This window comes from Pseudonocardia sp. ZF1, assembly GCF_056835605.1.
In genome coordinates, this window is sequence record NZ_JAJNBY010000001.1 from 454,106 (window position 1) to 480,820 (window position 26,715).

The window sequence follows — 26,715 nt, forward strand, 5'->3', positions numbered from 1 at the left end:
GTCCGTCCGCGCGTCGCGGACGCTGTCCAACACGGTCACGCCCACCAGTGTCCCAGGCCCGCGTGGCGGCGCCGACCTGGGCGTCGGTCAGAAGTCGACGGTGACGCAGCCGGGGCGTCCGCCCGCGGTGCCGGCGTGCCCGGCGTGGGTGGCGGTCGGCTTCTCGTGGAGGACGACGGACTCCGCGCGCCGGTCGTCCGGGAAGGCCCACGGGACGGTGCTGGTCGACTCGCCGGTGCCGTTCGCGTCGGTGGTCACGTCGAGCCAGATCTCGTTCATCGGGTTGGCGTACGACGGGTCGACGCTCGGCGTCACCGGGTCCTCGGAGAACTGGTAGTGCGGGCCCGCGTCGGCGCCCGCGGCCGCGGTGCAGGGCTTCGTGTGCGCGTGCGCGCCATAGGTCCGGTTCGGCACCAGACCGCTCACCCGCAGCGTGGTGACGGTCGAGCCGTCCTGCTCGGCGCTGGTGACCTCGACGGTCGAGCCGGCCGGGACCAGCGCGGCGTCGTAGGTGTGGGCGGGTCCCTCGCCGCCCTGGGCGAACGTCGCGGAGACCCGGGTCGCGGCGCTCTGTGACTGCTCGCCGTCACCGCTGCCGCCGCAGGCGGTGAGGACGAGCGCAGCGGCGCCGAGCAGGGCGATCGAGGCGACGGAGCGTACGTGGATCATGCCGACGATGATCGTTCGTCGGGCTGGGGTGGGCACTGCGAGATCGGACATCGAGGCAGGTTCCACCGGTTCGTGTGGCGGCCACGCCCGGCCCCCGTACCTCCCCGCAGGCGGCCCCGCGGCCCGCACGTGCCCGCGACGCCGTCCGGCCCGCCCGGGAACCGCTCTGAGACAGCGGATCCGGTCGTTCGGTGGGGGCGCAGCGGTGAGCGACACCCGACACGGTGATGGTGTCGCGACGACGAGATGCCCGGTTGCGGACGGTAAGATGGCGTCCGGTTCGCCACGACCGGCCGGGGGTAACCGGTGGCGGGCCGGGCCCGGGGTGTCCGGGGTCGGTCAGGGGCCTCTAGCTCAATCGGCAGAGCAGCGGACTTTTAATCCGCGGGTTCGGGGTTCGATCCCCCGGGGGCCCACATTCTCCCAGGTCACGAGCCTGACTCCTCGGAACCGTCAAGATCCACCCCCGGATTACCCCCGGGATTGCTGAACACCTCCAGGACTCCGGCGGCCCCGGTCTGGGCGACCTTGCGGCCGAAGTAGTTGTCCTGGGTCATCGAGATCTTGGCGTGCCCGAGCTGGTCGGCGGCCTGGCGCGCGGTGAGGCCGGCCTCGTCCATGAGAGTCGCCACTGTCTTGCGGTAGACGTGGGAGGTGACCCACTCGTACCCGGCGGCGTCGAAGATATTTCGTAGGTCCGACTGGGTGTTCGACGGGTCCCGCAGCCCACCGTGCGGCGCGGTGAACACGACCTCCCACTCGTTCGGCACGCTCGCGGCACGTCGACGACGAAGCATCGCCACCGCCCAGCCCGGCAGCTCCAGCGTGCGGAAACCGCTCTTGCTCTTCGGCCGGGGCTTGATCGTGAGGCCCTGGCCCTTGATCCGGACGACGGTGCCGCGGACCTCGACCGTCGCGGCGTCGAGATCGAGCGACGGCCAGGTGATGGCGGCTGCCTCACCGATACGCAGGCCGGTCGAGAGCATGAAGTCGGTGAAGTCGACCAGGTCCCATTCCCTGGCCTTCGAATTCGCGCTGATCCTGCCCCGGAGGTCGACGGCCTGAACCACGGTCAGTGACCGGGCGGACGAGGTGGTGTTCTCGATCCGGCCGACGTCGCGCACGAGATTGCGGTCGAGCGCGTCGTGACGGACCGCCAGGCCGACGAGACCGCTGAGCACCGTGCGAGTGGTCTTCGCGGCACCGGCCCCGTACCGGTCGTGGACCTCGACCACCAGGCGATCGAGACGGGATACGGTCAGCTCACGGACCCGCAGCATGCCGACGCCCTCGCGGACGTGCCGGTCCCAGCGGTAGCGGTAGGCCTCGGCAGTCGTCGGTGAGCGCTTGCCCAGCCGGACGGCGCGGTCCATCTCGGCCAACCACAGCTCCCCGAGGTCGCGCACGGTCGAGTCGCGGGTGACCTCACCACCCCGGGAGACCCGGCCGCGGTCGCGTAGGGCCAGCCGCAACGCGTTCTCGGCGCCGGACCGGCTCGGGCCGGTTCGCTCGACGTCACGCACGACCCCGTCGTGATCGCGGTAGCTCGTCCGGGCGCGGTAGCGCTTCTGCCCGAGCTGGTAGACGCGGATGCGGCCGTGCGTGCCGATCGGCAGGGGAGGGCGTGCCATCAGGCCACCTCGTCCCGCAGCGACGCGACCCACTCGCGGACGTCGTCGGGGATGTAGCGGACGTGCTTGCCCATCCGCCGGCCCCGGGGCCCGTAGCCCTGGCAGCGCCAGCGGTAGAGCGTCTGGACGGGGATGCCGAGGTACTCGGCGACATCCTTGACGCCCCACAGCTTCTCGATCCCGTTCATGAGGTCCTCCCGAGGTGTGTGCGGTCGGTGCTGCGGGTCTGGCGTTGCTCGCGTCGTCGTTCGGCGATGCCGAGTGCAATCTCTCGTTCGGGGTCGTTGCGGTGCCCGATGTGGACGACGGCCCAGTCGTTGACCACCAGCACCGATCCGGGGTCGGCCGGGGTGTCGAGGGCGGCGAGGGTCTCGCCGAGCCGGTAGGTGCGCCGGTCCCCGCGGATTGCACCGAAGGTGGTCGAGTAGGCGCGGGATTTGGTGAGGAAGTGGCCGCGGAACCCGAGCATGTGCGCCCAGCGGCGCAGGTTCAGCCCCTCGTACTCCTCGCGGCCGCCGAGTTCCCACGCGGTCTCGATGAGCCTGCGGTGGTGCGGGGTGATGTCGAGGTGGTCGAGGTGGGCGATGTCGCGGATGGGCCGGTCGGTGGCCTCGGACTTGCCGGTGCCTTTGGTGGCGTACTTGGCGACGTAGGCGGCCAGGGCTGAGTCGGTGATCTCGCCGTCGTCGTTCTCCAGCGAGGCCGCGGTGGTGCTGGTGATGGGCCGGATGTCGACCTGCGTCCCCCAGGCGAGCGTCTGCGGGGTGCCGTCGGGCCGGTCGACGGTCAGTGACACGTCGTGTGCTGCGTCCCGGATAGCGGCGTGGAGCGCGTCGGCGGTGATCCCGGCGGGTGGGGCGGTCCAGGGTCCGTCGGGGCCGTCGAGGCGGATGACGGCGTGGAAGTGGACCAGTCCGCGGCGCTGGTACTCGGCGACCTTGGCGTAGGACAGCCGGGCGTGGTCCCGGAAGTCGCGGACCCGGACGCCGAGGATCTGTGCGAGCAGGCGCCGCAGCCGGATGGCGAACCGGTTCCACAGGACCCCGGAGTGGGCCTGCCAGAGCACCGCGCCCACGTAGTCGTGGGTGTCGGGGTCGAGGGCGCAGCCGACGCGGGGGTCGTCGCGGTGGTGCTTGTCGCCGCAGCGGCAGGGGATGACGAGGCCTCGGGCGGTGACTCGGCGGGTGTGGACCGGCCCGAATGAGGGCGCGGTCAGGGTGACGAACAGCCGCGGGTGGGCGGCGGCGGTGTCGGGGACGCCCTTGCCGCCGGTCATCCCGGAGCGGAGGAGGTGGTAGGCGTCGGAGGCGTAGCGGTCCGAGCAGGCCGGGCACACCGACGCGCGTCGGTTGCCGCACGGGGCGAGGATGTCGCCTTCCCGCTCAGCAAGGACGGTGCCGGTGGCACGGTCGTAGATCCGCGAGGAGCCGGTCAGGTGGATCGGTGCGGCGCAGCCGCCGATGGCGGTGACCTCGCGGCGCCAGGTCTGGAAGCCGTCGGAGCGCAGCAGGTGGGACAGGTTGTGGTCGTGCTGGTCGGGCGTGGTTGTGGCAGCCGTCATCACGGCATCCCTCCGGGGGACGAGTGAGTGGGTGGGGTGGCGCCGGCCCCGCCGGGAGCTGGTCTCGTCTGCGGCGGGGCCGGGCCGATTGCCGGGGTCAGCGGCGGTAGAGGCGGTGCTCGTGCTCGATCTCGACCGGGCCCGGTGTGAGGCCGTGGTAGCGGGCCAGGAGCCGGGCAGCAGCTCGGTAGGACGATGCGTGGCCGACGAGTGCGCCGTGGTCGTTCTCGACCCGGTAGCGGCCGCCGTCGCGCAGCACGGTCCCGCCCTGCCCGGTCGTGCCGAGGCAGACCAGGGCCTTCCCGGGCTCGACGACGTCGACGCCGATCACCCCGGTGGAGCACTGCGGCGTCTTCGCAGGCTCCGGCGTCGGTTCCGGGACGGGGCGCAGGTGGTCCCAGCGGGACACCATGTCCCGGGTGGCCTTGGGTACCAGGATCGAGCGGGCCGGTCCTTCGGAGCCTGCGTGGTGGACGTGGTGGGCGCCGCCGAGTCGGAGGTGTCCGGTGTCGAGGAGCTGGGCGACGGTGTCCCCGTCGTGCCGGGCGAGGGCGTCGGCGCAGCCGGGCCGGGCCCGGTCCGCCCTCAGCACGAGCCCGGCGCGCTCGATGACGAACAGCCCCGGGTCCTGGGCCAGGCCGACGACGCGGGCGACCTCACGCGGGTCCTGCGTCGCGGCCGGGCCGTGGTCGGTGGTCTCGACGGTGACCGGGTCCCCGAACAACGCACCCTGCACCGTGCTCGTCTCAGTGGTCATGCCGACCACCACCAGGTGGCGCGGGCTTCCCAGGACCACTCGCGTGCGAGCTGGCGGACCACGTACCACTCCGCCACGACCGCGCCAGCGGTGACGACCCAGAACCAACCCGACGCTGACCCCAGGTAGAGCCAGGTCCCGCCGACGATGAGCGCGAAGAGCAGGGTGAACTTGGCCCAGGTGCGCAGGACCCATGCGGTGGTGGTGCCCATCAGGCGGCCCCCCGCTCGGCGTCGTCGTTGTCGTGGAGGTCGATCACGTCCGCGTCCGGCGGCGGGGTGCAGCGCTGGACCAGTTCGGTGATGTCGTCGTCGGAGACGAACGCGGCCCGGAACCGGACCGGGAGGCGTGAGCCCTTGTCGATGACGAAGCCGATCCCGGCGTGGCGGGCGTCGCCGGGGATCTCATCGGCCAGCGCCCCACGCTCCCGGGCGCCCTCCCCGAGGACCATGTCGACGTGGGAGGCGGCGGTGACGCCGAGGCAGATGCGCTGGGTGAACAGCTCCCGCACGTCCACGACGTCCTTGGAGGGCTCCTGTAGGTAGCCGTGGACGGCGAACAGGGACGCCCGGCCCTGCGTCATCACCTCGGCGAGGAGGCGCAGGGCGTCGCGGACGGAGGTGCGGTCGCCGTAGGCGGTGAGCATGGCCATCTCGTCGATGACCAGCAGCTCCACCGGCGTGCCTGTGGAGGGGGTGCAGGCGCGGATGTTCTGGTCGCGCATGTCGTCCTGCCGGTCGCGCATCGCATCCCGGAACTCGTTCAGCAGCTCCAGCGCGGCGGGCATCGAGGTGGCGTAGCGGTGGAACAGCGGCGCCCCCTGCTCGGTCTCTACCCCACCCTTGAGGTCGACCATCCACACACGGACGATCCCGTCGCGGATGCACGGCCCCACCCCACGCAACGTGGACCACAGGACGGAGCCCTTGCCTGCTCCGGAGGCGCCGGCGACCAGACGGTGTCCGCCGATCACGGGAGCAGTGAACGGTTCGCCGCGCTCGTTGTCCCCAATCTCCACCGCACCCAAGTCCACGTCCTCGGTGGTCTCCGGGATGTCCGGGGCGGGGATCGTGCGGGTGAACGGCAGCTCCCACTCGATGACGATCGCGACGACGCCGGGTCGGTGGCGGGTGATCGCGACCCGGTGGGCGATCAGCGCCTCCCACAGCACCGAGGAGCGCTCCTGCCAGTAGGCGACGTCCTGCCCGCGGACCATGCGGACGTAGACGGTGTCGATCGACGCCGAGGACGAGCGGACCCGCAGCACACGGGGAACGAGCTGGTCCCCGGTTTGCCGGTGCTCTTTCGTCAGCCCGGTATCGGACATGAGCTGCGCCCACCGACGACCCCGGTAGACCGTCCAGCGCCGCCACGTGGCCCGCAGCGCCGGTGCGGCGAACCGGTCGAAGCTGGCCGGGTGCGACCGGCCCCAGACCGCCACCGAGGCGACCAGGACGCCGAGCCCGAGACCGGTGACGAGTGGCCCGAGCATGAGCACGAGGCCGAGGACGACGAGCGGGACGGCGACGAGCCCAGGATGCCGCGCCGTCCAGGCCAACGCCTGGAACTCCCGCCCCGGAGGCCGAGACGCACGCCCGACATGAGTGCGAGCCGGGCCGTTCATGCGTGTTGCAGAGCTACTACGCTTGGTCACTGCTACCAGTCCTCACGAGATTGTGTGTCGGGTAGCAGGGGCGCCCGCTGTGTGTTTCCGCCAAGAATCAGTGCAGCGGGCGACCCCACCACCCAGGTGGTCATTTCTGTTCGCGCAGAGCCCCACGCGCCGAATCGAGGTGCACGGTGAGGTGGGCGACGTCGCGGGCGAGGTTGTCGTGGGTGTTCTTGAACCCGCCGGTCCGATACGGAATCCCGTGCAGGCTCCGGCGGAGTTCGCGCATCGCGGCATCCAGGTCTTCGACGGTGCGATCGACAGCCTTCGACATCACTTCCTCCACTCGCGGGAGACCAACTCGGCCTCCCACTTCTTGGCCGCCGAGGCCATGACCCGCAGTGAGGCGTGCGCGGTCTTCGCCGAGGCCCGGATCTCATCCGGCGACGCGGTCGACCAGTGCTGCTCCTGAGCGCCGGCCTTCGCCGACACGCCCTTCCCCGACCGCTTGGTCTTCGAGTCGGTGGCCTTGGCCGCGATCCTGTCCGCTTCGGCGAGGGCGTCTCCGACCAGCTGCAATGCCCGCCAGAACTCCCCGTACTTGCGCAGCGCGCGCCGGTTGACCTTCGGCAGCGTCTTAACCCGATCCCGGGCCCCGAGGTTGATCGCCATGACGGTCAGACCCCCTTTCGGATCGCGAGCTGGGCCAGGCGCAGACCCTCCGCGACGCCGGCCCGCCACGCCTGCTCCGTCGCGACGACGGGGTGCTCGGTGCGAGCCCAGCGGCGCCGCTCAACCTCCAGCCGCCGCACGAGGCGGCCGACTCCGGTCGTCGCCCTGGGGCGGGTACTGGTGTTCGTGTTCATGCCGTCATCTCCATCTCCGCCAGCGCCGTCGGGCTGCTGGTCTCGCCGTCTCCGAAGCAGCCCGGGCAGGCCCCGGAACCACCACACGCCCCGCACTCGACGCCGCAGGTCGAGTCGCCGTAGCCGTCGCACACATCGCACGCCCGGCTACCGCTGCATTCGCCACACACCACCGCAGATCACCCCTGATCGAGGACATAGGTGTCCCCGTCTCGGAATTACTGGGAATTGTCGGAACACCATTCCGGCGCATGAATTGGGCCGCTACATCACGCGGCCTGCCCGCACATCACCGCGGGCGACACCGACGACTCAGAGGTCGGTCAGGAGTGGTTCTCGTCGTCCTTGCCCCGGCGCATCGGCGCGGGAGCGGGGTGGGCGTGCTTGAGGCCCATCGCCTTGAACGCGATCCCCGACACCGTCCGACCGTCCGCGGACTCGATCGAGTACGGGTTGATCTTCGGGTCGATGAGCTGGACCCGGGCGTCCTCCCCGAACCCCTCACCCGGGTCGGTCGTCAGGGTCACCTTGATCTCCTCACCCTTCGGCGCCCGCTGGCCCGCCTGGACCTGGAGCTTCGCGAACAGTGACACCACGAACTGCGTGACCCCGTCCCGGTCGGTCACTGGTACTTCCGCGCCGTTGGCGTCCTGGCGGGTCTTGGGTGCGGGCGGCTCCACCACCGTGAGCTTGTAGCCGTCGAGCACCACCGGAAGATCTCTCATTGCTCTCTCCTTCGTTCGCCTGACCAGCTTGGCTAGCCATCTGAGAATGACCGGCTTGGCTAGCCATGTCAAGCACGAATGAGAAAGATGGCTAGCCGGGCTAGTCAGCCGACCGATACCGTGGGGTCATGAGCACGCCAGCCGAGTTCCTCGCGCACCTGGACCCGGAGGATCCACGCACCCCGTCGCAGCAGATCTCCAACCAGATCCGCGCCGCGATCAAGCTCGGCAAGCTCAAGGCAGGGGAGAAGCTGCCGTCACAGCCCGACCTGGCCGAGCGCTACGGCGTCGCCCGCGAGACGGTCAAGGCCGCCCTGCGGCCTCTCTACGCCGAGCGGCTGCTCATCAGCCGCCAGGGGAGCGGGGTGTTCGTCCGCGCCCAGACCGAGCTACCGGTGGGGCTGCGCCCGCACATCGAGGCTGCGTTCGAGCGCCCGCACGTGCGTATCGACTTCGCCGGGTTCTCCGGCGAGACCCTGGCCAACACCTTGTCCGAGGTCCTGGACAAGGTGCGTGCCGGACGCCTGAGCCCGGAGTCCATCGCCGTGCGGATCATGCTGTCCGACCCCGGTGTACCCCTCGCGCTCCCGTGCCGAGCCGACACCGCCGCCGACGACCCCGCCGTCCGCAAGCGCGCCGACCGGATCACCCGCCGTGCCGTGGACAGCATCACCGACGGCGTCCAAGAACTGGCCGACCTCGGTCTGGTCAAGTCTGCGACCGCGGAGGTCCGGGCCCACAGCGCCTCACCGCTGTTCAAGCTCTACCTGATCAACGACGAGGAAGCGTTCTTCGGCTTCTACCCCGTCCTGGAGCACACCGTCACCATCGACAAGGCGCCCGTGCCGATCTTCGACCCGATGGGCAAGGACGCCACCCTGTTCCACTTCTCCACCGGCGACGACGCCGACACCAGCAACGGCCCCCAGTACGTCGCCCAGGCTCGCACTTGGTTCGACTCCGTGTGGACCACCATCACCCGGGAGTACCCGCAGTGACCCTCCCGACCGGCACCCGCACCCAGCTCGCCGAGCTGCTCCGCGGCGCCCGGGTCCTGCTCCTGGACTTCGACGGGCCCGTCGCGCACCTGTTCGCCGGCCACCCCGCACCCGAGGTCGCCGCCGCCGTACGCCAGTTCGCCACCGTGCGCGGCATCGACCTCAGCGAGGTCCGCACCGATGACCCGCTGGTTCTGCTGCGAGCCGCGTACCGGTATTCGCCCGAGTTCGGTCGTGATGTCGAGGCCCACGTCATCGAGCACGAGACTCGCGCCGCGACCGTCGCCGAACCGACCCCTGGAGCCCACGAGCTCATCCGCACCGCCGTCGCTACCGGCCACACCGTGCTGGTTGTCAGCAACAACTCGGAGCGAGCCATCCGCACCTATTTGGCCCGGCACGACCTCATCGAGCAGGTCGCGCAGATCATCGGCCGGCCTTTCGGGCATCCCGAGCAGATGAAGCCCGACCCACAACTCCTCCACGCGGCGCTGGACATCAGCCGAGCTGCACCGACCGAGGCGGTGTTCGTCGGAGACTCGATCACCGACGCCCTCGCCGGGGCAGCGGCGGGAGTGCCGTGCATCGGCTACGCCAAGCAGGCCGAGCGCGCGGAGAGCCTGGCCGATGCGGACGCCCTGATCGTCGTCGACGACATGCACACCCTCGTCACCGCACTGCGTCCGTGACACCGCTTCACCCCGACATCGCCCGCGCCGCACACGCGCGATGGCCCGACCGCGCACCCGTCTGGGCCGAGGCGCTCCCCGTCGAGTTGGCCGAGGTCTGCGCCGCACTGTCGGTCACACCGACCGGCGTGAGGTTCTCTGCCAGGTCAGCCCACGTGGTGGAGGCCACGACCAGCGCCGGTGCTCGGTTGATCCTGCGGTCGAGCCCCGACCCTGACGCCGTTCACCAGGCCGCAGTACTGGACCAGCTCGCGCGGGTGGGTCTGGCGCCTACGGTCCATCTCCTGCGGAACACGGCTACCAGCACGTGGACCGCGATGGACGCGGTCGAGCCCGGCACATCGCTCGCCGAACAGGAACCGCGACCGCGGGACCTCGCGAATGTAGCCACGATGCTGCGCACCCTCGCCGATGAACACGGTGCACCTCCTGTGCCGAGCATCGCGCCGTGGCTCCGGGCGCGACTTACCGATCCGCCGGCCGACGACCAGCCGCCACATCGCGGCCCTGAGCCTGCCGCAGTCCGCGAGGCCGCCATCGTGATTCTCGACGAGCTTGCCGCCGACATGCCGGCCGGACTGTGCCACGCCGACCTCTCATCGCCCAACGTCCTCCACGGCCGCGGTCGGCTGTGGTTCATCGACCCGCGCGGGATGAACGGCGACGCGGCCTATGACGTCGCTGTCCTCGCGCTCAAGCTCAGCGACGACCACCTCGACACCGCCCGAGCCCTGGCCCGCAGCATCGCCCTCTCCAGCGGCACGGACCCCGACCGAGCGGAAGCCTGGGTCACCGTCGCCGACGCTGCCACCGTCTAGCTACGGGCAGCAGGCTCGAACGTCGAGCATCAGGTGAGACCGGAACGTCAAGCATCAGCCGGGACACGACAAACGGCATCAGCGCTCGCCGTGTCTAGACCTTCCATTCGGTATCAAGGCGCCCTTCGGGCGCTAGCAGTCGGTGAGCGTGCGCTAGCCATCGCACCGTCCGGGGCATGCGGCCTCCGGCCGGTCCCCGGGCGGTGCCCGATTCGGTCTGGAGCAACTCCGAAGTCACGGCATCGTCAGTGTCGCCGAGAGGTGTTAATTTCAAAGGTGCGGAGATAGTCAGCGTAAAGACGGGAAGTCACGATCCCTCTTGGGCAGCGGGCCGAAATCTGCTGATACTCAGACGCTGAGTCAGTAACGATGAAGATCTGTCTCAGCTGGAATGCATCTGTCGGCCTCGCGGAGAGCGCCTGAACGAAGTCCGACCATTTCGCAGTATCGAACAGTACACCGTAGGCCGCATCGTCGGGTGCGCTCCATCCCTTCGATTCAATCTCAGATATGCGACGCCCCTGCGCTCCCGCCTTCAACCATAGCATCGGCGCGATCGCTTCAAAGCGTCGTCCGAGCGAAACAAGTGCCGGATCCTCGTACGTAAGGTCAAAGAACTCGACGTTCTCATTAAAGCCGTCACTGAATGGGAACTCATCGACGAAGCGATAGTTGCCGGTAACAGGTTCACCACTCGGGGTGCACCCTGTCAACGCCGATGTAATTCGCGGCTTCGTGATGTGCTCGCAGATTCCTTGCGCTTCCCATTCCTTGTCGCCCGGAACGTATCCCCGAGCGCGAAGGTCCTTTGCCTCCCCCGGCGATACTTCGTTATTTGTTACGATTATCGATCGGCGGCTACCGAAATCTTGATGGTTAAGTCGAGCAACGGCATGGAGCGTCGTGCCTGATCCTCCGAAGAAGTCCAATACCAGTGCGTTCGGTTTGTCGACTAGGTAGTAGCGCAAGGCATCTTCGACTGCATAGAGTGATTTGGGATAGGGAAACTTTCTACTGGGAATGAATGAGTTAAGCATGATCGACCCGTGCGTAGTTGCGCTATAAGCAGGATTTGTCCAGATTGTCTTGCCAATCTGAGACCGTCGCACATTTTCGACGGTCTCAACGACGAGGGTTCCGTGCTCGTCAGTCCCAACTGCTGCGAGCTCTCCTTGTTCGATTGCGCGCATATGACCTGAAGTCAAGAACGAGAAGCCCCAACGGCCAGTTCTCTGATCCTTCCTTCCGAGGCGTATCCGTCCCTCACCTAGGTACTTCCGAAATGTCTTATCGGATACCTGCCAGCAGGCCTCGGATCCATCGCTCTTGATCGGCCAGACCTCGAAGCAGCCTCTGGGGGGAGCCGGTGCCGCCGAACGCGGTAGCCCTTCAGCTAGGTGATCCCCACAGCCGACGATCCTCTTGCTGCCCTCATCGACATAGATTGGGAAGAACTTGGCTTTTGTATCTTGTCGACGCGAATTTCCACCCGATCTCTGCAGTACTTCCCACCGGAAGGCTTTCGCCTTCCCTCCCGCATCTGCGAGTGTAGACACTCCAGGTGTTGTGTCAGTGCGTGTGCGTGCGGGCCGTGCGCCCCCGATGTGAACGAACAGTAGTTGCTCATCGACACGGGTGAACTGGTCTACGATTGATGCACCCGCAGGATTGATTAGCACGCTAACCATCTGAATCTTACTGGTCGGAAAGATCTGACCAAGCAGTAACGTGAGACGGTGCACTTCGTTCTCGTCGATCGCACAAATCAGGACCGATTCGTCACGCCGCAATAGCCGTTTTGCAACTCGCAGGCGGCGGTCCATAAAGGACAGCCACTTACTGTGGCGATACGGGTCATTTGAATCAACGTAGTTATTGTTGTACTTCCAGTCCCTGGCCCCTGAATTATACGGCGGGTCAATGTAAATCGCGTCGATCTGCCCCTCGAACGGATAAAGAAGTGCTTCAAGGGCGTGGTAGTTCTCGCTATTAATTACGGAATGAAACGGCTTGCCTGCCGACGTTCCATCCTGTCCGCCACCGCGAAGGACCGATCCGGTTGAGACTAGGCCCGGGTAGATTGGATCGCCAAACTCGCGAATGACGACGACTCTGCTAAGAGGCTCGCGGCGTACCTCGCCATCCGCATCATGGAGGATCGCAAAGTTCGAGTCTCTTTCCAAGTTTGCGACAGTCCAGAAGCCTGTTTGATCGGTCTGCGTTCGGTCCCGGGTTCCGGGCACCATCACGCTGACTCTGTCCCCTACACGAGGTCTAAGTCGAGGTAGGAGAAGGCTCTCCGGCTGATGCCGGTCGAAGACCAAGCCTAGGCTTCTAGTTTTCGTGGTCTTATCGTATTCAGTCTTAAGTGCCGCTCGAAGCTCGGGGTCACGAACTGAGTCGATAAGATTGTCAATATGAGCCATCAGTCGCCCCTCGCCTAATAGCGGACACTAAACTCTCTGAAGATGTCATCGGTGGAAGCGCTGCGCGAGAGATTGTGAATCGCTTCACGCACATCTGACCGAAAGTGGTCGAGCATTCGATACTGGCCATCAATCTGGGCGACCGATTGAACTCTTTGGAACTCATCCGCGTGCTCTATAGAATACTTAGAGATTCCGTGTAGCTTGGCAGCTGCGTCTGCAAGGTGAGTTCCGTGGGGGTCGACAATGGAAGCAGTCAACTTGCCACTCACCTCATTGAGGAAGATGAAATCGGGTGACATGCCAGCTACCCCTGCACTCGTAGTGTAGGGAATTTTGAGAGAGTGGCGACCACTACTTGGATTGCGGTACCAGGCGACACAGCCAGACTCTAGCTCAGTCTTGACAACGTGGGCTTCCCAGTCTGACAACGAAACCCTGAAGTTGCCTTGATCATCCGACAGGATGTGCTTGGGCCAACTCTCGCCGATCGCGTCCTCGGTCCTTCGACTCGGCACGATTATCGACGTGCGGAGCGGGCGGTCCGCTTCGCGCTTGATTCGGTCAAAGGCGTCCTGGTCGGCATCACTTAGGTGAGTGATGGACGAAGCAAATCGATCAAACCAGCTCTCAAGAAGCTGAGAAGCACGCGTGTCGAGTTCCTGCCGCAAATTCTCCTGACTCGCAAGAGCTACTGTCAAGATGAAGGCTTCGGCGACGTCGTCATCCGTCGGTGCATTTCGAGACGCATAGGCATTTGCTAGGCCCTCTGGAAGCAGACTTCTGGCGCGATTCATAAGGTACTCGAGGCCACGCCAGTCGAGTGCTATAGCGGTGCTTGTGTCGATGGACGAGCCAGCGGTTCCAAGGTGTATCGATTTCTCGAAGAGTCTGGTCGTGCGCGCGTGCGTCAGGAGATCGTCTAGCTCGCCAGTTTCTTCCAGCATCGACTTATAAACGTCGATCACAGCCAGCAGCTGATTCCGGAACTCGGACTGTGCTGCAGGGTGAATGGTGTGAGAGCCGTACGTCTTCGCCAGTAGGGTTGCGAGTGTCGAAAGACGTGAAATCGGCGACCGGTAGGAGCGACGAGGAATTGTATAGGAAGGCAGTCGTTCGATCACTTCGAAGACAGCAGTGGAGCCGTTGGAAGCCTTGAGTTCCTGGTTAGGGCACTTATCGCTAAACAGGTCAGGAGAATCTGGTGTGGTTGACGGCTCGATTGGCGGAAGTGAAGTGGGGCTGCCTGCAGGGCGCGAGCTTGTTGGCGATTGGGTTGTGTTCGGGCTACCGGGACTAACGAGGAATGATTCGGTTGTGTCGGTCGATCCGATGTCGCGGCTGGGATCCGAGCCGGCATTATCGGACGAACGCACTGTTGTCGTCTGTGGTTGACTCGGTCCGCCGCTAAGGGTCGGGTTCCGTGTAAGTGTAACGGGTGTCGTGATGACCGAGTGGGTCGCGATTAGGAGATCGTCGTCTCCCCGTCGAAACTTTTCGGCGATAGCGTCAACGGCGGCTCGCTCGAAGCGAGGAAGAATGCAATGAACTGAGTTGAGGCTCTCGTCAGTGTTAACTCGCCGGGCAAGTGGAGTGCGGACCATGCGGCCCATAACTTGGGTGATCGAGTCAATGTCCTTAGCGACTCGCAATGACACGAGCACCTCGGCGCGAGGGCAGTCCCATCCCGTTGTGATTGCGGTTTTGCAGAAGACGACTCGCGCGGAACTTCGGTCTTGAATGTCCTCGGGCGGGCACCAGTGAATTCTCGACTCTCCAACTTGTAAATCGGAGTGGTCGCCGAAGACATGAACAATGTTCGATGCAGAGATTTCCGGCCACTCGTCGAGTACTGTGCCTACCAATTCTGCTAGATCGTTAGTCGAAGGCTTATCTGCCACCTGAACCACGAGAGCTGGAAGAACATCCTCGTCCCCACTCGACGTGGTGTACTCACGCCATCGGTCGTGATACTGGCGGGTCCGCCGTACTGCATGGCGAACGAGGGTCGTTTCGGCGGCTTCTACGCCGTCGGTATGTCCAAGGACGATCTGGTCTTTCAGGAGGCCAGAGGATCGGACGTCGTCGACGTCGATAGTGTGCGCTCGGGTATTACGTCCGAGATCTGTCATCGCATTGACGAACCGCTTCGGCGTAGCGGAAATGCCCCACACCACGGGCGCCGCCGGCCGTCCAGTTGATCCGCCGCCGATTATCTGCGAAACAATTGTGTCGCGATCGCGGCGTGCGCCGTTAGCACTCATGCCTCGATGTGCTTCATCGATGATAACGGTGAAGCCGAAGGGTCGCTTCTGAATTGTGTTCGCGATTGTTTCCCAAAGAGACCACTCGCGGTGGTCGCTCCGCGGCTTCGCGAGATTTGCCGTCGTGCTGAGTTTCTGGATATTGAGAAAGTATACCCGTCCGGGTTCGAATATTTCTTCGTCGAAGTCGCTGTCGATCGTGATCAGTCTATTTGGCTGTAGGGCAGAAGACGCTGCCATCATTTTATGAAGCGTCTGTCGGTTCAGGCTAGGATCATCTGTCACCCACAGAAAGGTGGCCTCATCAATTCCGGGCGTCGTCGCGTCATCATCGAGTGACGCTTCAACAACCGCTGTGGCAACGACGGTCTTGCCTGCTCCGGTCGGTGCCGCAAGTACGACGGCCGAGAGCTCCGTAGGGTCGTTACGGTGCTCTCGGGCAGCTCTGACCAGGGACCTTGCGACCTTGTCCGCAGCGTCTGCCTGATAGTCGAGAAGTTCCAGCTTCAAGATCGTTCCTTCAGAGGCCGGCGCGCGTGGGGATAACCGTGGTGACCCTACTAACTGCTCTTCGTCAGCCCGTCAGCGCCATACGATCGTGGTAGCAGCAGCTCTGGTTCCAGCTCGAGTGCGTTCCCTCGCCGGGAGGCAGGTCTCCGGGATGGCGGGGGACCGTGCCATCCCGTCGACCTCCCGGAGGGCGTACCGCACGGACGCCCGTGGGCGGAGCGTGCGCGGTCGGGCGCGGTTGCGTCGAGGGCCGCCCACGGGCGCCCGGGCGGTCGGTCTGGCGACAGGTCGACGGGATGGCACTCGGAAGGTGCAGGGGGCTCGCCCCCGGGTTACCCCCAGGGATCAACGGCAGAAGCCAACGACGGACCGCCGCCCGTGGAAGACGCGGCAGCGAGTCCGTACAGCGCACGAGGGGTGACGGCGAACGTCGAGCGTCGCTGGAAGTAGTGGATCTTGTCTCCGCGGGTTCGGGGTTCGATCCCCCGGGGGCCCACACAATCCGCAGGTGAGAGCGATGCGTCCGGCTCGCCTTCAAGATCAGAGTACGCTTTTGGGACAGTTTTCGTGTCCTCGGCGAACATGTCCTCCAGGACGTCGGCGGTCTGACGGTCGGTGAGCCCGCCGCCCGAGATGGCGGTCCTGGGTCATGCTGATCTTCGCGTGACCGAGCTGGTCGCTGATCTTTCGGACAGGGACGTGTGAGTCGTCAAGGCGCCGCCTGCGGCGGCGCAGGCCGGCCACGCCGGCCACGCCGCTTCGCTCACCACACCTCCCGCCCGTCCGCGGCGTCGGGGCAGGCTGTCCGGCCCTGCTCCGTGATGGACCCCTGAACGATCCCGGCGGCTCGGTCGTTGACGTGGCACATCTCGACGCGGTTGCTCATCCCCGAGGCGTCGCCTTGTTGAGTCCGTCGTCCGGGGCCTTGCCTCGGCGGCGACGTCGTGTCGACCCCGACAACGACGAGGCGCCGTACAGACGCCCTGGAGCCGGTCGGCCGTGTGGTCGAGGACGTCCGAGAGTGGATGGCGAACCCTCAGGGGCAGCGGGGAGCGGTCAAGTCCCCGGGCGTGGTGTGTGACGGCTGACGCGTGATCTTGCTGGGTCAGGCGCTGAGCGCCGGGATAGTTGGGGTCGGGATGGTCTCCTCGTGGTCGTCGGTGGGGCTGGGGTCGGTGGCTGCGCGGGCTCTGGCGAGGACGTCGAGGCCGAGGTAGCGGCGTCCTTCGGTCCACTCGTCGTGCTGCTCGGCCAGGACCGCGCCGACGAGGCGGATCAGTGAGTCGCGGTCGGGGAAGATCCCGACGACGTCGGTGCGGCGGCGGATCTCGCGGTTGAGGCGTTCTGTGGGGTTGTTCGACCAGATCTGTCGCCACACCTCCTTCGGGAACGCGGTGAACGCGAGCACGTCGGCGCGTGCTTCGTCGAGGTGGGCTGCGACCTGGGGGAACTTCTCGTCGAGAGCACTGTGGATCCGGTCGAACTGGGCATGCACGGAGCTGGCGTCGGGTTGGTCGTAGACCGAGTGCAGCAACGTTTTCACCCACGGCCAGCTCGCCTTCGGTGTCGCCGACATCAGGTTCGCCACATAGTGGGTGCGGCACCGCTGCCACGATGCTCCGGGCAACGTCGCCCCGATCGCGGCGACCAGCCCGGCGTGCGCGTCGGAGGTGACCAGGCGGACCCCGGTCAGGCCGCGGGCGGTCAGATCGCGGAAGAAGCCCAGCCAGCCGGCGCCGTCTTCGGCGGAGGTGACCTGCAGGCCGAGGATCTCCCGGTGACCGTCAGCGTTGACCCCGGTGGCGAGCAGGGCGTGCACGTTCACGACCCGGCCGCCCTCACGGACCTTGAGCACCAGGGCATCGGCGGCGACGAAGGTGTAGGGACCCGCATCGAGCGGGCGGGCACGGAACTCGGCGACGTGGGCGTCGAGGTCGGCGGCCATCACCGACACCTGCGACTTCGACAACCGGGTGATGCCGAGCGAGTCGACGAGTTTCTCCATCCGCCGGGTCGATACCCCGAGCAGGTAGCAGGTCGCCACGACCGTGGTCAGGGCCCGTTCGGCGCGGCGGCGGCGCTCGAGAAGCCAGTCCGGGAAGTAGGAGCCCGTACGCAGCTTGGGGACCGCGACGTCGAGGGTGCCGGCGCGGGTGTCGAACTCGCGGTGCCGGTAGCCGTTGCGCACGTTGACCCGGTCGTCGGTGCGCTCGCCGTAGTCGGCGCCGCACACGGCGTCGGCCTCCGCGGACATCAGGGTGTTGATGAAGGTGGTCAGCATCTGACGCAGCAGGTCCGGACTCGCCTGGGCCAGCTGCTCGTGCAGGAACCGGGTGGGGTCGATACTGGAGGGTGCGGTCATCGCGTGGTCGTCCTTCTTGAGTTCTGTGAGAGGTGTTCAAGAAGATCACGCGGTGGCCGCCCTACACGAGGCTCCGCCCGTCACCGGGCCGGTCGCACACCACTCTGATGGACGCCACTCGGGGAGCGCGCCCGCTCGGCGACTGCGATCAGGGCGTCGGGATCACCGCAGAGACGGACTGCGGAAGAGGGGCTTGACGCGAGCGGGAGCGATACCTACCTTCTCACTCGAACTTGGACGGCCTGAACGCCAGAGGGACGGCGAAGGATCGAGACGAGCGGGAGGGTGATCATTAGAGAAGCCTCCGGACATCTGGATCAGTAGAATCTGTCTCTGTGAATGCGGGGCCCAGCCGTCAGGCTGGGCCCCGCTTCACGTCATGGGACTTGATCGGGCCTGACCCTTCTGTGCTGCGCCTGAAGGACCGGACCACGCCTGCCCGCGTTGTCCCGGCCCGGGTGAGGTCGCTGCCGGGGGGTATCCGACTGCGGAGCAGGTCCGGCCCCTGACCGACATGACTGCCGAGGCTCGCGAACGCGTGGTTCCGGGGGTCAGCCTCCCGGGCCGCTCCCGACCGCTGTCTCCACCGGATCCTCGCCGCGCACACCGTCGTAGACGTCCCGGTCGATCTCCCCGTCGGGGTGCGCGACGAGCATCGCCACCAGGGTGTCGGCGTTGACGTTGAGGAACGTCCGCAGGATCCCGGTGAACCAGTCGACGGCGATGAGCAGCCCGGCGGCCGCCGGCGGCAGCCCGAGGGTGGTGGCGAGGAACAGGGCCACGACGGGGAACCCGCCCGGCACGGTGATGGTGCCCATGTTGAGCAGGATCGCGAGAACCATCCCGAACACGATCTGCCCGGCCGACAGCTCGACGCCGCCGGCCTGGGCGAGGAACAGCACGACGATCGTGTAGTTGAGGACGGCGCCGTAGGACCCCATGGTCAGCCCCACCGACAGCGTGAAGTTGGCGACCCGCGGGCTCACGCCGACCTTCTCGATCGTGGTGCGCAGGACGGTGGGGTAGGTGACGGCCGAGCTCGTCGTCGTGACCGCGACGGCGGTCTGCTCCGCGAGCGTGCGGGGCAGGCGCGCGGGGTTGAGCCGGGTGCGCGCGGCGACGATCGCCACGAACAGCACGGTGAGCACGACGACGCCCAGCAGGTTGGTTCCGAGGTAGGCCAGCGCCGACCCGACCACGGCGAAGCCGATCCGGCCGGACAAGTCGGCGAGCAGTGCGAAGACCCCGATCGGTGCGACGTACATGACCAGCCGGATGAGGGTGAGCAGGACCTGCTGCAGCTGCCCGACGACGTCGAGGACGAGTGTGTTGCCCGTCGCGTGGACGTGCCGGTTGAGGGCGACGCCGAACAGCAGCGAGAACAGGATGATCGGGACCATCGCCGCCTCGGCCATCGACTCGACGACGTTGGTGGTGAAGAAGCCCAGGACCGTGTCCTGCCAGCTCTCCGGGACCGCCGCGGGCGGCGGCGCGGCGTCCGGCGCGGCCGTCGCGACCATTCCGGCGCCCGGACGGAACAGCAGTCCGAGCACCACCGCGACCACCGCGGCCACGACCGACAGACCGATCATCCAGGCGAATGTCCGTAGTGCGAGCCGGCCGGTGCCGGACCCGGTCATCGACCCGCAGGCCGCGATCACCGAGGTCATGACCAGCGGCACGATCGCCATCTGGACGAGCCGGATGAAGGCGTCGCCGACGACCTTCAGGTTGCCGGCCCACTCGCCGACGACCAGACCGAACACGATCCCGGCGACCGCGGCGAGCGCGATCAGGACGGCGGGATGCTTCATCGCGGCGAGTCTCATGAGGTCCTCACGTCGAGGGTGGTCGGGCCGCGGCGGCGGTCCCGGGTGTCGGTGGCGAGCAGGGCGCGGCCGGCGCGTTCGGTGACGATCTCCAGCGAGGCGCCCATGTGCTGGTGCAGCAGGTGGCGCGCGGTGTCGAGCCGGCCGGCGAGGACCGCCTCGGCGACGGCGACGTGCTCGGACACGGCCGCCTCGACGCGGCCGGGGAGCACGTAGTCGTTCATCCGCACCCGCCGGATCCGGCGGTGCACGTCGGCCAGCACCGCGACGAGCTCGGGGTTGCCCGACGCCGCGAGCAGCGTGCTGTGGAACCGTTCGTCCTCCAGCACGAAGCCCGGGCCGGCCGCGGGCGGCTCCTCGATCATCCGGTGCCAGCGGGCCAGCTCCGCCCGGAGCGCTCCGGCGTCGTGCACGGTGCCCGGGTTCTCCCGGCACCGGTCGATCCCGCGCAGCTCGACCGCGATGCGGACCTCCCAGAGGTCACGCACCCCCGCCAGGTCGGGGACGACGACCGAGTAGCCGTAGTCCTCCTCGCGCTGCAGGAGGCCGTCGGCGACGAGCCGGCCGAGGGCCTCGCGGACCGGGGTGCGGGAGATGCCGAACCGCGCGGCGAGCTTCGGTTCGGTGAGGCGGGTGCCGGCGCCGATGTCGCCGTTGACGACGTCGTCCCGCAGCACGGCGTAGACGCGTTCGCGCAGCGGCGGTGTCCCCGCCTCGTCGACGGCACTCGACATCGACAAGCCTCCTCATCTGCTGTGTCCAGGGCTGGATACAGCAGGCGGAGACGCTAGGAGCGGCACGTTGCGTCGGCGTCTCGCGCCGGTGTCGTCGTGTTTCGCGCGGGGGAGGTCGCATGCGGGGCGGTCTGTAGCGCTATTCCAGTGCTAGAATACAACCGTGGAGCTGACCCTCGGCGAGCTCGTCGTCCTCGGGACCCTGGCCGAGCGTCCGCGCCACGGCTACGACATCGAACAGGTCGTCGAGCAGCGCGGCGTCCGCCGCTGGACCGACATCGGCTTCTCCTCGATCTACTACCTGCTCGACAAGCTGACCGCCCGCGGCCTGGCCGAGGCCGACGACGACCGCCCCTCCCCGAAGGCCCGCCGCGTCGTGCGCATCACCGACCGGGGGCGCCGCACCGCGGCCGCCGGCGTCCGCGAGCTGCTCGCCGACGCCGGGGTCCCCGCCCGCTCCTTCGTCGCCGGCCTCGCCCACGCGGGCCTGCTCCCCGCGCACGAGGTCGACGAGGCGCTCCGGACCCGGCTCGTCGGCCTCGACGCCCGCATCGACGCGGTCGTCGCCGCCCGCACGGCGCAGGAGCCCCTCCCGCCGGAGGCGCGCGACGTCTTCTCGTTCTCCCTGTCCCAGCTGCGTGCGGAGAGGTCGTGGCTCGCCGAGCGGGTCCAGGTGCCCGATGAGTGATGCATCCACCGGCGTCCCGGCCACGGGAGGCGTCCACTGCGAGACGACGGCGCTCGGCGCGCTCCTCGGGCACGCCGGCGTCCACCTCGCCGAACCGGTGCTGTTCGGGCTCGGCTCCGGGCTGTCGTTCGTGTACTGGGACTCGAAGCGGCAGCCGGTGCCGTTCCTGGGCGGGCGGGTCAAGCCCTTCGAGCTGACCCGCACCCTCGCCCGCCGCCTCGGCCTCGACCTGCGCGTCCAGGAGACCTCGTCCGCCCGCCGGGGGTGGGACCAGGTGCGCACCCTCGTCGACGACGGCGTGCCCGTCGGGCTGCAGCTCGACAGCCACGACCTGGACTACTTCGGCTCCCGGGTCCACTTCGCGGGTCACGTCGTGGCCCTCCTCGGCTACGACGAGGAGTCCGCGTACCTCCTCGACACCGCGCAGCAGGGCGGCCGGGTCAGCACGAGCCTGGAGAGTCTGGCCCGGGCGCGCGCGGCGCGCGGACCCATGTCGGCGCCGCACCGCTCGTTCACCCTCGGACCGCTCCGGGAGCCGGTCGACCCCGTCCCCGCGATCGCGCCCGCGATCGTCGAGTGCGCCGAGGCGTTCCTGCACCCGCCGATCGCCAACATCGGGCACCGCGGCATCCGGACGACGGCGAAGCGCGCCCCGTCCTGGCTCGACCGCGTCGAGGACCCGCCCCGGGACCTGCCCCAGATGGCGATGCTCATGGAACGGGCCGGTACCGGCGGGGCACTGTTCCGGACCCTCTACCGCGACTTCCTCACCGCCTGCCTGCCGCTGCTCGACGACGGCGACGGGCCGGGCGGACGCGCCGCGGCGGTCGAACGGGGCCGGGACCTGTTCGCCGAGTCGGCGACGCTCTGGACCCGCGTCGCCGGCCTCGTCGAGCGCGCCGGGCTCGACGGGGACCCGGCCGGCCTGACCGAGGCCGCAGGGCTGCTGCTACGGATCGCGGACCTGGAGACCGCGGCCATGGGCACGCTCCGGTCGCTCTGAGCCGGGCCGGGGTCAGTCGGTGCCCCGGGCCCGGCCGCCGCCCGCCGGCACGGCGAGCGCCCCGGGCGCAGCGACGAGCTGCGGCAGGAGGACGTCCAGGACGGTCACGGGACGATCGTCGACGGTTCCGGGCCCGGTGTCGACCGCGGTCCGGCCCACCCGTCCCGTGGTGGGACACCGGCCGGTGCCGGGCGAACCCGGTCGACACCGCTGCGATCCTGGCCCGGTGAGCAGCTTCCCGACCGTCCGCCCGGCCACCCCCGCCGACCACCCCGGGCTGGTCCGCATCTGGCGCCGCGCCGTCGAGGCCACGCACACCTTCCTCACCGCGGCCGACGTCGACGCGATCGAGACCGAGGTCCGCACGGCGGCCCTGCCGGGTCTGACGGTCCTGGTCGCGCAGCGCGACGACGGCACCCCGGTCGGCTGGGTCGGCACCGACGGCCACCGGGTGGAGGCGCTGTTCGTCGACCCGTCCGCGCACGGCGGGGGCGTCGGATCGGCCCTGCTGGCCGCGGCCACCACCGGGATGCCGCGGGTGGAGCTCGACGTGAACGAGCAGAACCCGGGCGCGGTCGGGTTCTACGAGCACCTCGGCTTCGTCCGGACCGGGCGCTCCGGGCGCGACGGGCAGGGCAGGCCGTTCCCGCTGCTGCACCTGCGCCGCGACCGGCTCCCCGAGCCGTCCGACCCGGCGTCGTCGACGACCGCGCTGCTGCTCGGCTACGTCGACTTCTACCGCGAGCGCGTCCTCGCCAGGTACGCCACGCTGCCGGTGGCCGACTGCACGACCGGACGGCTGCCGTCGGGCTGGTCTCCCGCGGAGCTGCTGCACCACCTGAGCTGCATGGAGCGCCGCTGGCTGGAGTGGGGCTTCGTCGACGCCGACCTCCCGGACCCCTGGGCCGACCACGTCGACGGGCGGTGGGCGCTGCCGCCCGGGGTCGGCGCGGACGACGTCGTCGCCGCGCTCTCCGCGCAGGGCCTGCGTACCCGCGAGATCGCGGAGTCGGTGGGGCCCGGAGCCGCGGGGTTGCCGAGCGGGCGCTGGGCCGGTGCACCGCCCGCGACGATCGAACGGACCCTGCTGCACGTCGTCCAGGAGTACGCCCGCCACCTCGGCCACCTGGACGTCGTCGTCGAGCTCGCCACCGGCTCCACCGGCGAGTAGCCGCGTCAGGTCGCGACGCGGTGCAGGTCCCACCCGTCGAGTGCGACGCCGGGGCGGCGCCAGGCGTGCCGGACGGCGGCGGTGTGGGCGAACACCGGTCCGGGCAGGGCGTCCGGGTCGGTCCAGGTCCAGGAGTCGGTCGCGTGCGGCTCGGTCACCCGCAGCACGGCGCCGGCGGGCGCGGGCACGTGCACCGCGAACGTGACGCCCGGGCCGTCGAGCCGCACGCACACCGCGACCAGCGTGCCGGAGGCCGCGACGACACCGGTCTCCTCGGCGAGCTCGCGCAGCGCCGCGGCGACGACCGGCTCCCCGCCCTCCAGGTGCCCGCCCGGGAACGACCAGCTCGGGCTCTCCCCGGCGGTGATCCGGTGACCGACGGCGACGGTGCCGTCGGCGCGTTCCAGGACGACCCCGACACCGGACACCGGACGAAAAAGGCTCACCACCGCAGTCTGCCGGGGCGCATCCTGGGGTGGTGGACCCCACCACCCTCGCCGCCGCCCGCGCCCGCGCACAGGAGTGGGTCGGCTCGCTGCGCCGCGAGCTCGACGCGCTCGCCGATCAGCAGGCCCTGACCAGCCACGACGACGAGCACGACCCGGAGGGCGTCACGATCGCGGTGCAGCGTGCCCAGCTGCAGGGGCTGCTCGCCGCCGCCGAGCAGGAGCGCGACGAGCTCGACCGGGCGGCCGACCGCCTGGCCACGGGCGGCTACGGGCGTTGCGCCGTCTGCGGCGGACCGATCGCGCCGGAACGGCTGGAGGCGCTGCCCGCCGCGACGACCTGCATCAGCTGCGCGTCGGACCCGCGCCGCCGTCGCCGGTAGTCGCTGTCGGGGGTGGGAGCACCGTCACCGTCGGGGTGGGGGAGGTCGTGCCGCTGGGCAGGTCGATCGGCTCCGGCTCGTCGTCGAGGGTCACCCCGCACCCGGCGACGAGCAGCAGCCCCAGCACGGCGGTGCACAGCCGCGTCCTCACCTGTCCACCCCCGGCAGCTCGACGACGACCCGGGTCCCGCCGCCGGGTCGTTCCTCCACCCACACCCGGCCGTCGTGCCGGCGCACGTGCGCGGCGACCAGGGACAGGCCGAGACCGGTGCCGCCGCCGTCGCCGCGGCTGCCGGCCAGGGTGCCACGGGCGAACCGCTCGAACACCGCCAGCCGCTGTTCGGGCGGGATGCCGGGGCCCGCGTCGTCGACCTCGATCCGGGCGTACCGGTCCCGGGGCGCGACGCCGATCCGCCGCGCGCCGCCGCCGTGCGCGTCGGCGTTGTCCAGGAGGTTGCCCAGGATCTGGTCGAGGCGGCGGCGGTCGACCCGCACGGTCACCGGCTCCGGGGCGTCGACCTCGGGGACGTGCTCCCCGCCGCGGACCGCGACGAGACCGTGGACCAGTGCACCGAGCTCGCCGTCCTCGCGCTGCAGGGTGTCGCTGCGGGAGATCTCCAGCAGGTCCAGGACCATCCGGCGGAAGCGCTGGATCTCGCCGTCGAGCAGCTCGACCGCCTCCCGCGCGGTCGGTGCGAGCTCGTCGCGCCGCCGGGTCAGCACCGCGGCCGCGTTCACCAGTGTCGTCAGCGGCGACCGCAGCTCGTGCGAGACGTCCGCGGCGAACCGGGCGTCGCGCGACACCCGCTGCTCCAGGTCGTCGGCGGTCCGGTTGAAGGTCGCGACGAGCGGGGCGAGCTCGGCGTCGGTGCTCGACGGCAGCCGCGCGGTCAGGTCACCCCCGGCGATCCGTGCCGCGGCCCGGGTCACGGCGGTGAGCGGCAGCAGCGCGCGCCGCCCGGCCCACTGGCCCAGCGCGAGCCCGAGCAGCGCGCTCACCGCGACCCCGGTGAACAGCACGACGCTGAGGAACCTCAGGTTGGCGTCGAGCCGCTGCATCGGGAAGACCTCGACGAACACGTCGCCGCCCGGCATCGGCGCCGCGACGACGACGCTCGGCATCCCCGCCACCATCACCCGCTGCCGCGCCCCGGTCCCGTTCTCCGCCAGCGCCAGCACACCCGCCGGCAGCAGGTCGGGTTCGACCTCGCGGCCGCTGGTCGTCCAGGCGCCGTCGCGGCGCAGCGCGACCGTGGTGTCCGGGGTGCCCGCGAGGCCGGTCAACAGGTCGTCGAGCCCGCCGACGTCGGCGGTGTCGGCCATCGCCCGCTCGACGAGCTGGAGGTTCACCGCGAGCTGCCGGGTCGCGCTCTCCACCCGCTGCTCCACCAGGTAGTACGACGCGAGGTTCCAGGTGACCGTCGCGAACAGCCCGGTCACCACCAGCGACACCCCGGCGAACGCGACGCCGATCCGGTGACGCAGCGGAAGCCGGCCCAGCGGCAGTCGGTCCAGCACGGACCGCATCCTGCCGCGCCCGCTCACCCGCCGCGGCCCGAGGCGGGGGCGGCGCCCGGCAGCGCGGCGTCCGGTCCGGCGTCGCCGACCTTGTACCCGGCGCCGCGCACGGTCAACACGAGGACCGGCCGGTCCGGGTCGAGCTCGACCTTGCGCCGCAGCCGTCGCACGTGGACGTCCAGCAGCCGGGTGTCGCCGTGGTACTCGTAGCCCCACACCCGCGACAGCAGCTCGTCGCGGGTCACGATCCGCCCGCCCGCCGCGGCGAGCTCGGCGAACAGCCGGAACTCGGTGCGGGTCAGGTGCACCGGGGCGCCGTCGCGGAGCACGGTGCCCTCGTCCGGGCGCAGCTCGACGTCGCCGACGGTGATCCGGCGCGGTGCCGCCGGAGTCGGACGTCGCCGGCGCAGCAGCGCCCGGATGCGGGCGGCCAGCTCCCCGGCCACCAGGGGCTTGGTGACGTAGTCGTCGGCGCCCGCCTCCAGGCCGGCGATGACGTCGGCGGAGTCGGAGCGCGCGGTCACCATGATGATCGGCAGGTCACCGGTCTCGCGCAGCCGCCGGCAGACGGTGAGGCCGTCGATGCCCGGCAGCATGAGGTCCAGCAGCACGAGGTCGACGCCCGGGCGGGCGGCACTGACCAGGGCCTGCTCGCCGGTGTGGACCGCGTCGACGTCGACGCCCTCGTCGCCCAGGGCGAGGCCGAGCGCGCGCCCGATCCGGACGTCGTCGTCGACCAGCAGCACCCGGGTCCGGCCGTGTTCGCTCATGATGACGGCGATTCCACCGGATCCGGGCCGGTTCCGTCGATCCCGGCGTCGGGCCCGGCACGATCGTCAGGCGATCGCAAGCCCGACGGGGGCGTGACGGCGGCGCCGCAGCGCCAGCAGGTCTGCGGCGGCCCGCCGTCGTCGGTGGGCGAGGGCATCGCCCCGCAGTCCGGGCAGAGCCGGTCCAGCCAGCACACCGGGTCGCCGACCTCGGCCTCGTGGCCGTGGTCGGGGTGTCGTCCGGTGACCGGGGTCCCGGCGGACGGTGTGTCGGACACACCGCCATCG

The 26,715-nt window shown here is 69.1% G+C and carries 27 protein-coding genes and 1 tRNA gene; 8 read left to right on the forward strand and 20 right to left on the reverse strand.

Annotation, left to right across the window (positions count from 1 at the left end):
• Positions 1 to 87 precede the first annotated feature (87 nt).
• Positions 88 to 669 (reverse strand): superoxide dismutase, encoded by a 582-nt coding sequence (locus ZF1_RS02330; RefSeq protein ID WP_337825327.1) that lies wholly within the window; start codon positions 667 to 669, stop codon positions 88 to 90.
• 343 nt (positions 670 to 1,012) lie between these two features.
• Between ZF1_RS02330 and ZF1_RS02335 the strand changes: the two genes are divergently transcribed.
• A tRNA-Lys gene (locus ZF1_RS02335) sits at positions 1,013 to 1,085 on the forward strand.
• Positions 1,086 to 1,097: 12 nt separating this feature from the next.
• Here ZF1_RS02335 and ZF1_RS02340 read toward each other — a convergent pair.
• The 10 genes from ZF1_RS02340 to ZF1_RS02385 form a co-directional block, all read right to left on the reverse strand.
• Positions 1,098 to 2,300, reverse strand: a complete 1,203-nt coding sequence (locus tag ZF1_RS02340) for a site-specific integrase (protein ID WP_073575864.1) — start codon at positions 2,298 to 2,300, stop codon at positions 1,098 to 1,100.
• Complete coding sequence (locus ZF1_RS02345) at positions 2,300 to 2,488, reverse strand: helix-turn-helix transcriptional regulator (RefSeq protein ID WP_062401553.1); 189 nt, start codon at positions 2,486 to 2,488, stop codon at positions 2,300 to 2,302. Before ZF1_RS02345 ends, ZF1_RS02340 begins: the two co-directional genes overlap by 1 nt.
• Positions 2,485 to 3,861, reverse strand: a complete 1,377-nt coding sequence (locus tag ZF1_RS02350) for a replication initiator (RefSeq protein WP_073575865.1) — start codon at positions 3,859 to 3,861, stop codon at positions 2,485 to 2,487. Before ZF1_RS02350 ends, ZF1_RS02345 begins: the two co-directional genes overlap by 4 nt.
• A gap of 97 nt (positions 3,862 to 3,958) precedes the next feature.
• Positions 3,959 to 4,618: a hypothetical protein gene (locus ZF1_RS02355; protein ID WP_304580128.1), complete on the reverse strand. Its 660-nt coding sequence runs from the start codon at positions 4,616 to 4,618 to the stop codon at positions 3,959 to 3,961.
• Positions 4,615 to 4,830, reverse strand: a complete 216-nt coding sequence (locus tag ZF1_RS02360; RefSeq protein ID WP_073575867.1) for a hypothetical protein — start codon at positions 4,828 to 4,830, stop codon at positions 4,615 to 4,617. The genes ZF1_RS02355 and ZF1_RS02360 overlap by 4 nt, the downstream gene beginning before the upstream one ends.
• On the reverse strand, positions 4,830 to 6,176 hold the full coding sequence (locus ZF1_RS02365) for an FtsK/SpoIIIE domain-containing protein (RefSeq protein ID WP_304580129.1): 1,347 nt from the start codon (positions 6,174 to 6,176) through the stop codon (positions 4,830 to 4,832). Before ZF1_RS02365 ends, ZF1_RS02360 begins: the two co-directional genes overlap by 1 nt.
• 196 nt (positions 6,177 to 6,372) lie before the next feature.
• On the reverse strand, positions 6,373 to 6,561 hold the full coding sequence (locus tag ZF1_RS02370) for a hypothetical protein (RefSeq protein WP_073575946.1): 189 nt from the start codon (positions 6,559 to 6,561) through the stop codon (positions 6,373 to 6,375).
• A complete protein-coding gene (locus ZF1_RS02375) occupies positions 6,561 to 6,899 on the reverse strand; it encodes a hypothetical protein (protein WP_073575869.1) in 339 nt (112 codons plus the stop codon). The genes ZF1_RS02370 and ZF1_RS02375 overlap by 1 nt, the downstream gene beginning before the upstream one ends.
• Before the next feature lie 5 nt (positions 6,900 to 6,904).
• Positions 6,905 to 7,093, reverse strand: a complete 189-nt coding sequence (locus ZF1_RS02380) for a hypothetical protein (RefSeq protein WP_073575870.1) — start codon at positions 7,091 to 7,093, stop codon at positions 6,905 to 6,907.
• Positions 7,094 to 7,416: 323 nt separating this feature from the next.
• Positions 7,417 to 7,818: a hypothetical protein gene (locus ZF1_RS02385; RefSeq protein WP_073575871.1), complete on the reverse strand. Its 402-nt coding sequence runs from the start codon at positions 7,816 to 7,818 to the stop codon at positions 7,417 to 7,419.
• A gap of 128 nt (positions 7,819 to 7,946) precedes the next feature.
• Here ZF1_RS02385 and ZF1_RS02390 point away from each other — a divergent pair, with 128 nt between their 5' ends.
• The 3 genes from ZF1_RS02390 (at position 7,947) to ZF1_RS02400 (ending at position 10,323) form a co-directional block, all read left to right on the forward strand.
• The gene (locus ZF1_RS02390; RefSeq protein WP_073575872.1) at positions 7,947 to 8,816 is read left to right on the forward strand and encodes a winged helix-turn-helix domain-containing protein; all 870 of its coding nucleotides are present in this window, start codon (positions 7,947 to 7,949) and stop codon (positions 8,814 to 8,816) included.
• Positions 8,813 to 9,505, forward strand: a complete 693-nt coding sequence (locus tag ZF1_RS02395; protein ID WP_073575873.1) for an HAD family hydrolase — start codon at positions 8,813 to 8,815, stop codon at positions 9,503 to 9,505. Before ZF1_RS02390 ends, ZF1_RS02395 begins: the two co-directional genes overlap by 4 nt.
• 317 nt (positions 9,506 to 9,822) lie before the next feature.
• Positions 9,823 to 10,323 (forward strand): phosphotransferase, encoded by a 501-nt coding sequence (locus tag ZF1_RS02400; protein ID WP_337825325.1) that lies wholly within the window; start codon positions 9,823 to 9,825, stop codon positions 10,321 to 10,323.
• Between the two features lie 245 nt (positions 10,324 to 10,568).
• Here ZF1_RS02400 and ZF1_RS02405 read toward each other — a convergent pair whose 3' ends face one another.
• The 5 genes from ZF1_RS02405 to ZF1_RS02425 all read right to left on the reverse strand — a co-directional run bounded on the left by ZF1_RS02405 (position 10,569) and on the right by ZF1_RS02425 (position 20,448).
• Entirely contained in the window at positions 10,569 to 12,569 is a 2,001-nt protein-coding gene (locus tag ZF1_RS02405; RefSeq protein WP_482636363.1) for a site-specific DNA-methyltransferase, read from the reverse strand.
• A gap of 194 nt (positions 12,570 to 12,763) precedes the next feature.
• The gene (locus ZF1_RS02410; protein ID WP_482636364.1) at positions 12,764 to 15,523 is read right to left on the reverse strand and encodes a DEAD/DEAH box helicase; all 2,760 of its coding nucleotides are present in this window, start codon (positions 15,521 to 15,523) and stop codon (positions 12,764 to 12,766) included.
• Positions 15,524 to 16,628: 1,105 nt separating this feature from the next.
• Positions 16,629 to 17,885, reverse strand: a complete 1,257-nt coding sequence (locus tag ZF1_RS02415) for an IS256 family transposase (RefSeq protein WP_482636365.1) — start codon at positions 17,883 to 17,885, stop codon at positions 16,629 to 16,631.
• Between the two features lie 551 nt (positions 17,886 to 18,436).
• Complete coding sequence (locus ZF1_RS02420; RefSeq protein WP_337825322.1) at positions 18,437 to 19,699, reverse strand: dicarboxylate/amino acid:cation symporter; 1,263 nt, start codon at positions 19,697 to 19,699, stop codon at positions 18,437 to 18,439.
• Positions 19,700 to 19,710: 11 nt separating this feature from the next.
• Positions 19,711 to 20,448: a GntR family transcriptional regulator gene (locus tag ZF1_RS02425; RefSeq protein WP_337825321.1), complete on the reverse strand. Its 738-nt coding sequence runs from the start codon at positions 20,446 to 20,448 to the stop codon at positions 19,711 to 19,713.
• 163 nt (positions 20,449 to 20,611) lie between these two features.
• Here ZF1_RS02425 and ZF1_RS02430 point away from each other — a divergent pair, with 163 nt between their 5' ends.
• The 3 genes from ZF1_RS02430 (at position 20,612) to ZF1_RS02440 (ending at position 23,310) form a co-directional block, all read left to right on the forward strand.
• A complete protein-coding gene (locus ZF1_RS02430) occupies positions 20,612 to 21,136 on the forward strand; it encodes a PadR family transcriptional regulator (RefSeq protein WP_179761251.1) in 525 nt (174 codons plus the stop codon).
• Positions 21,129 to 22,139, forward strand: coding sequence for a BtrH N-terminal domain-containing protein (locus ZF1_RS02435; RefSeq protein WP_161152813.1), 1,011 nt, complete (start codon positions 21,129 to 21,131; stop codon positions 22,137 to 22,139). The genes ZF1_RS02430 and ZF1_RS02435 overlap by 8 nt, the downstream gene beginning before the upstream one ends.
• A 226-nt stretch (positions 22,140 to 22,365) precedes the next feature.
• Positions 22,366 to 23,310 (forward strand): acetyltransferase, encoded by a 945-nt coding sequence (locus ZF1_RS02440; RefSeq protein ID WP_337825320.1) that lies wholly within the window; start codon positions 22,366 to 22,368, stop codon positions 23,308 to 23,310.
• A 5-nt stretch (positions 23,311 to 23,315) separates the two neighbouring features.
• Here ZF1_RS02440 and ZF1_RS02445 read toward each other — a convergent pair whose 3' ends face one another.
• The gene (locus tag ZF1_RS02445; RefSeq protein WP_157818432.1) at positions 23,316 to 23,756 is read right to left on the reverse strand and encodes an NUDIX domain-containing protein; all 441 of its coding nucleotides are present in this window, start codon (positions 23,754 to 23,756) and stop codon (positions 23,316 to 23,318) included.
• Positions 23,757 to 23,788: 32 nt separating this feature from the next.
• On the opposite strand from ZF1_RS02445, the gene ZF1_RS02450 reads away from it, so the two are divergent.
• Positions 23,789 to 24,139 carry a TraR/DksA family transcriptional regulator gene (locus ZF1_RS02450; protein WP_161152812.1) on the forward strand — a complete coding sequence of 117 codons (351 nt, stop codon included), beginning with the start codon at positions 23,789 to 23,791 and terminating at the stop codon, positions 24,137 to 24,139.
• Here the strand turns inward: ZF1_RS02450 and ZF1_RS02455 are convergent.
• The 3 genes from ZF1_RS02455 to ZF1_RS02465 are packed head-to-tail and all read right to left on the reverse strand — an operon-like array spanning position 24,102 to position 26,427.
• Complete coding sequence (locus ZF1_RS02455) at positions 24,102 to 24,290, reverse strand: hypothetical protein (protein ID WP_161152811.1); 189 nt, start codon at positions 24,288 to 24,290, stop codon at positions 24,102 to 24,104. The genes ZF1_RS02450 and ZF1_RS02455 overlap by 38 nt on opposite strands.
• Positions 24,287 to 25,666, reverse strand: coding sequence for a sensor histidine kinase (locus tag ZF1_RS02460; protein WP_161152810.1), 1,380 nt, complete (start codon positions 25,664 to 25,666; stop codon positions 24,287 to 24,289). Before ZF1_RS02460 ends, ZF1_RS02455 begins: the two co-directional genes overlap by 4 nt.
• A 14-nt stretch (positions 25,667 to 25,680) precedes the next feature.
• Positions 25,681 to 26,427, reverse strand: a complete 747-nt coding sequence (locus ZF1_RS02465) for a response regulator transcription factor (protein WP_073575886.1) — start codon at positions 26,425 to 26,427, stop codon at positions 25,681 to 25,683.
• Between the last annotated feature and the right edge of the window lie 288 nt (positions 26,428 to 26,715).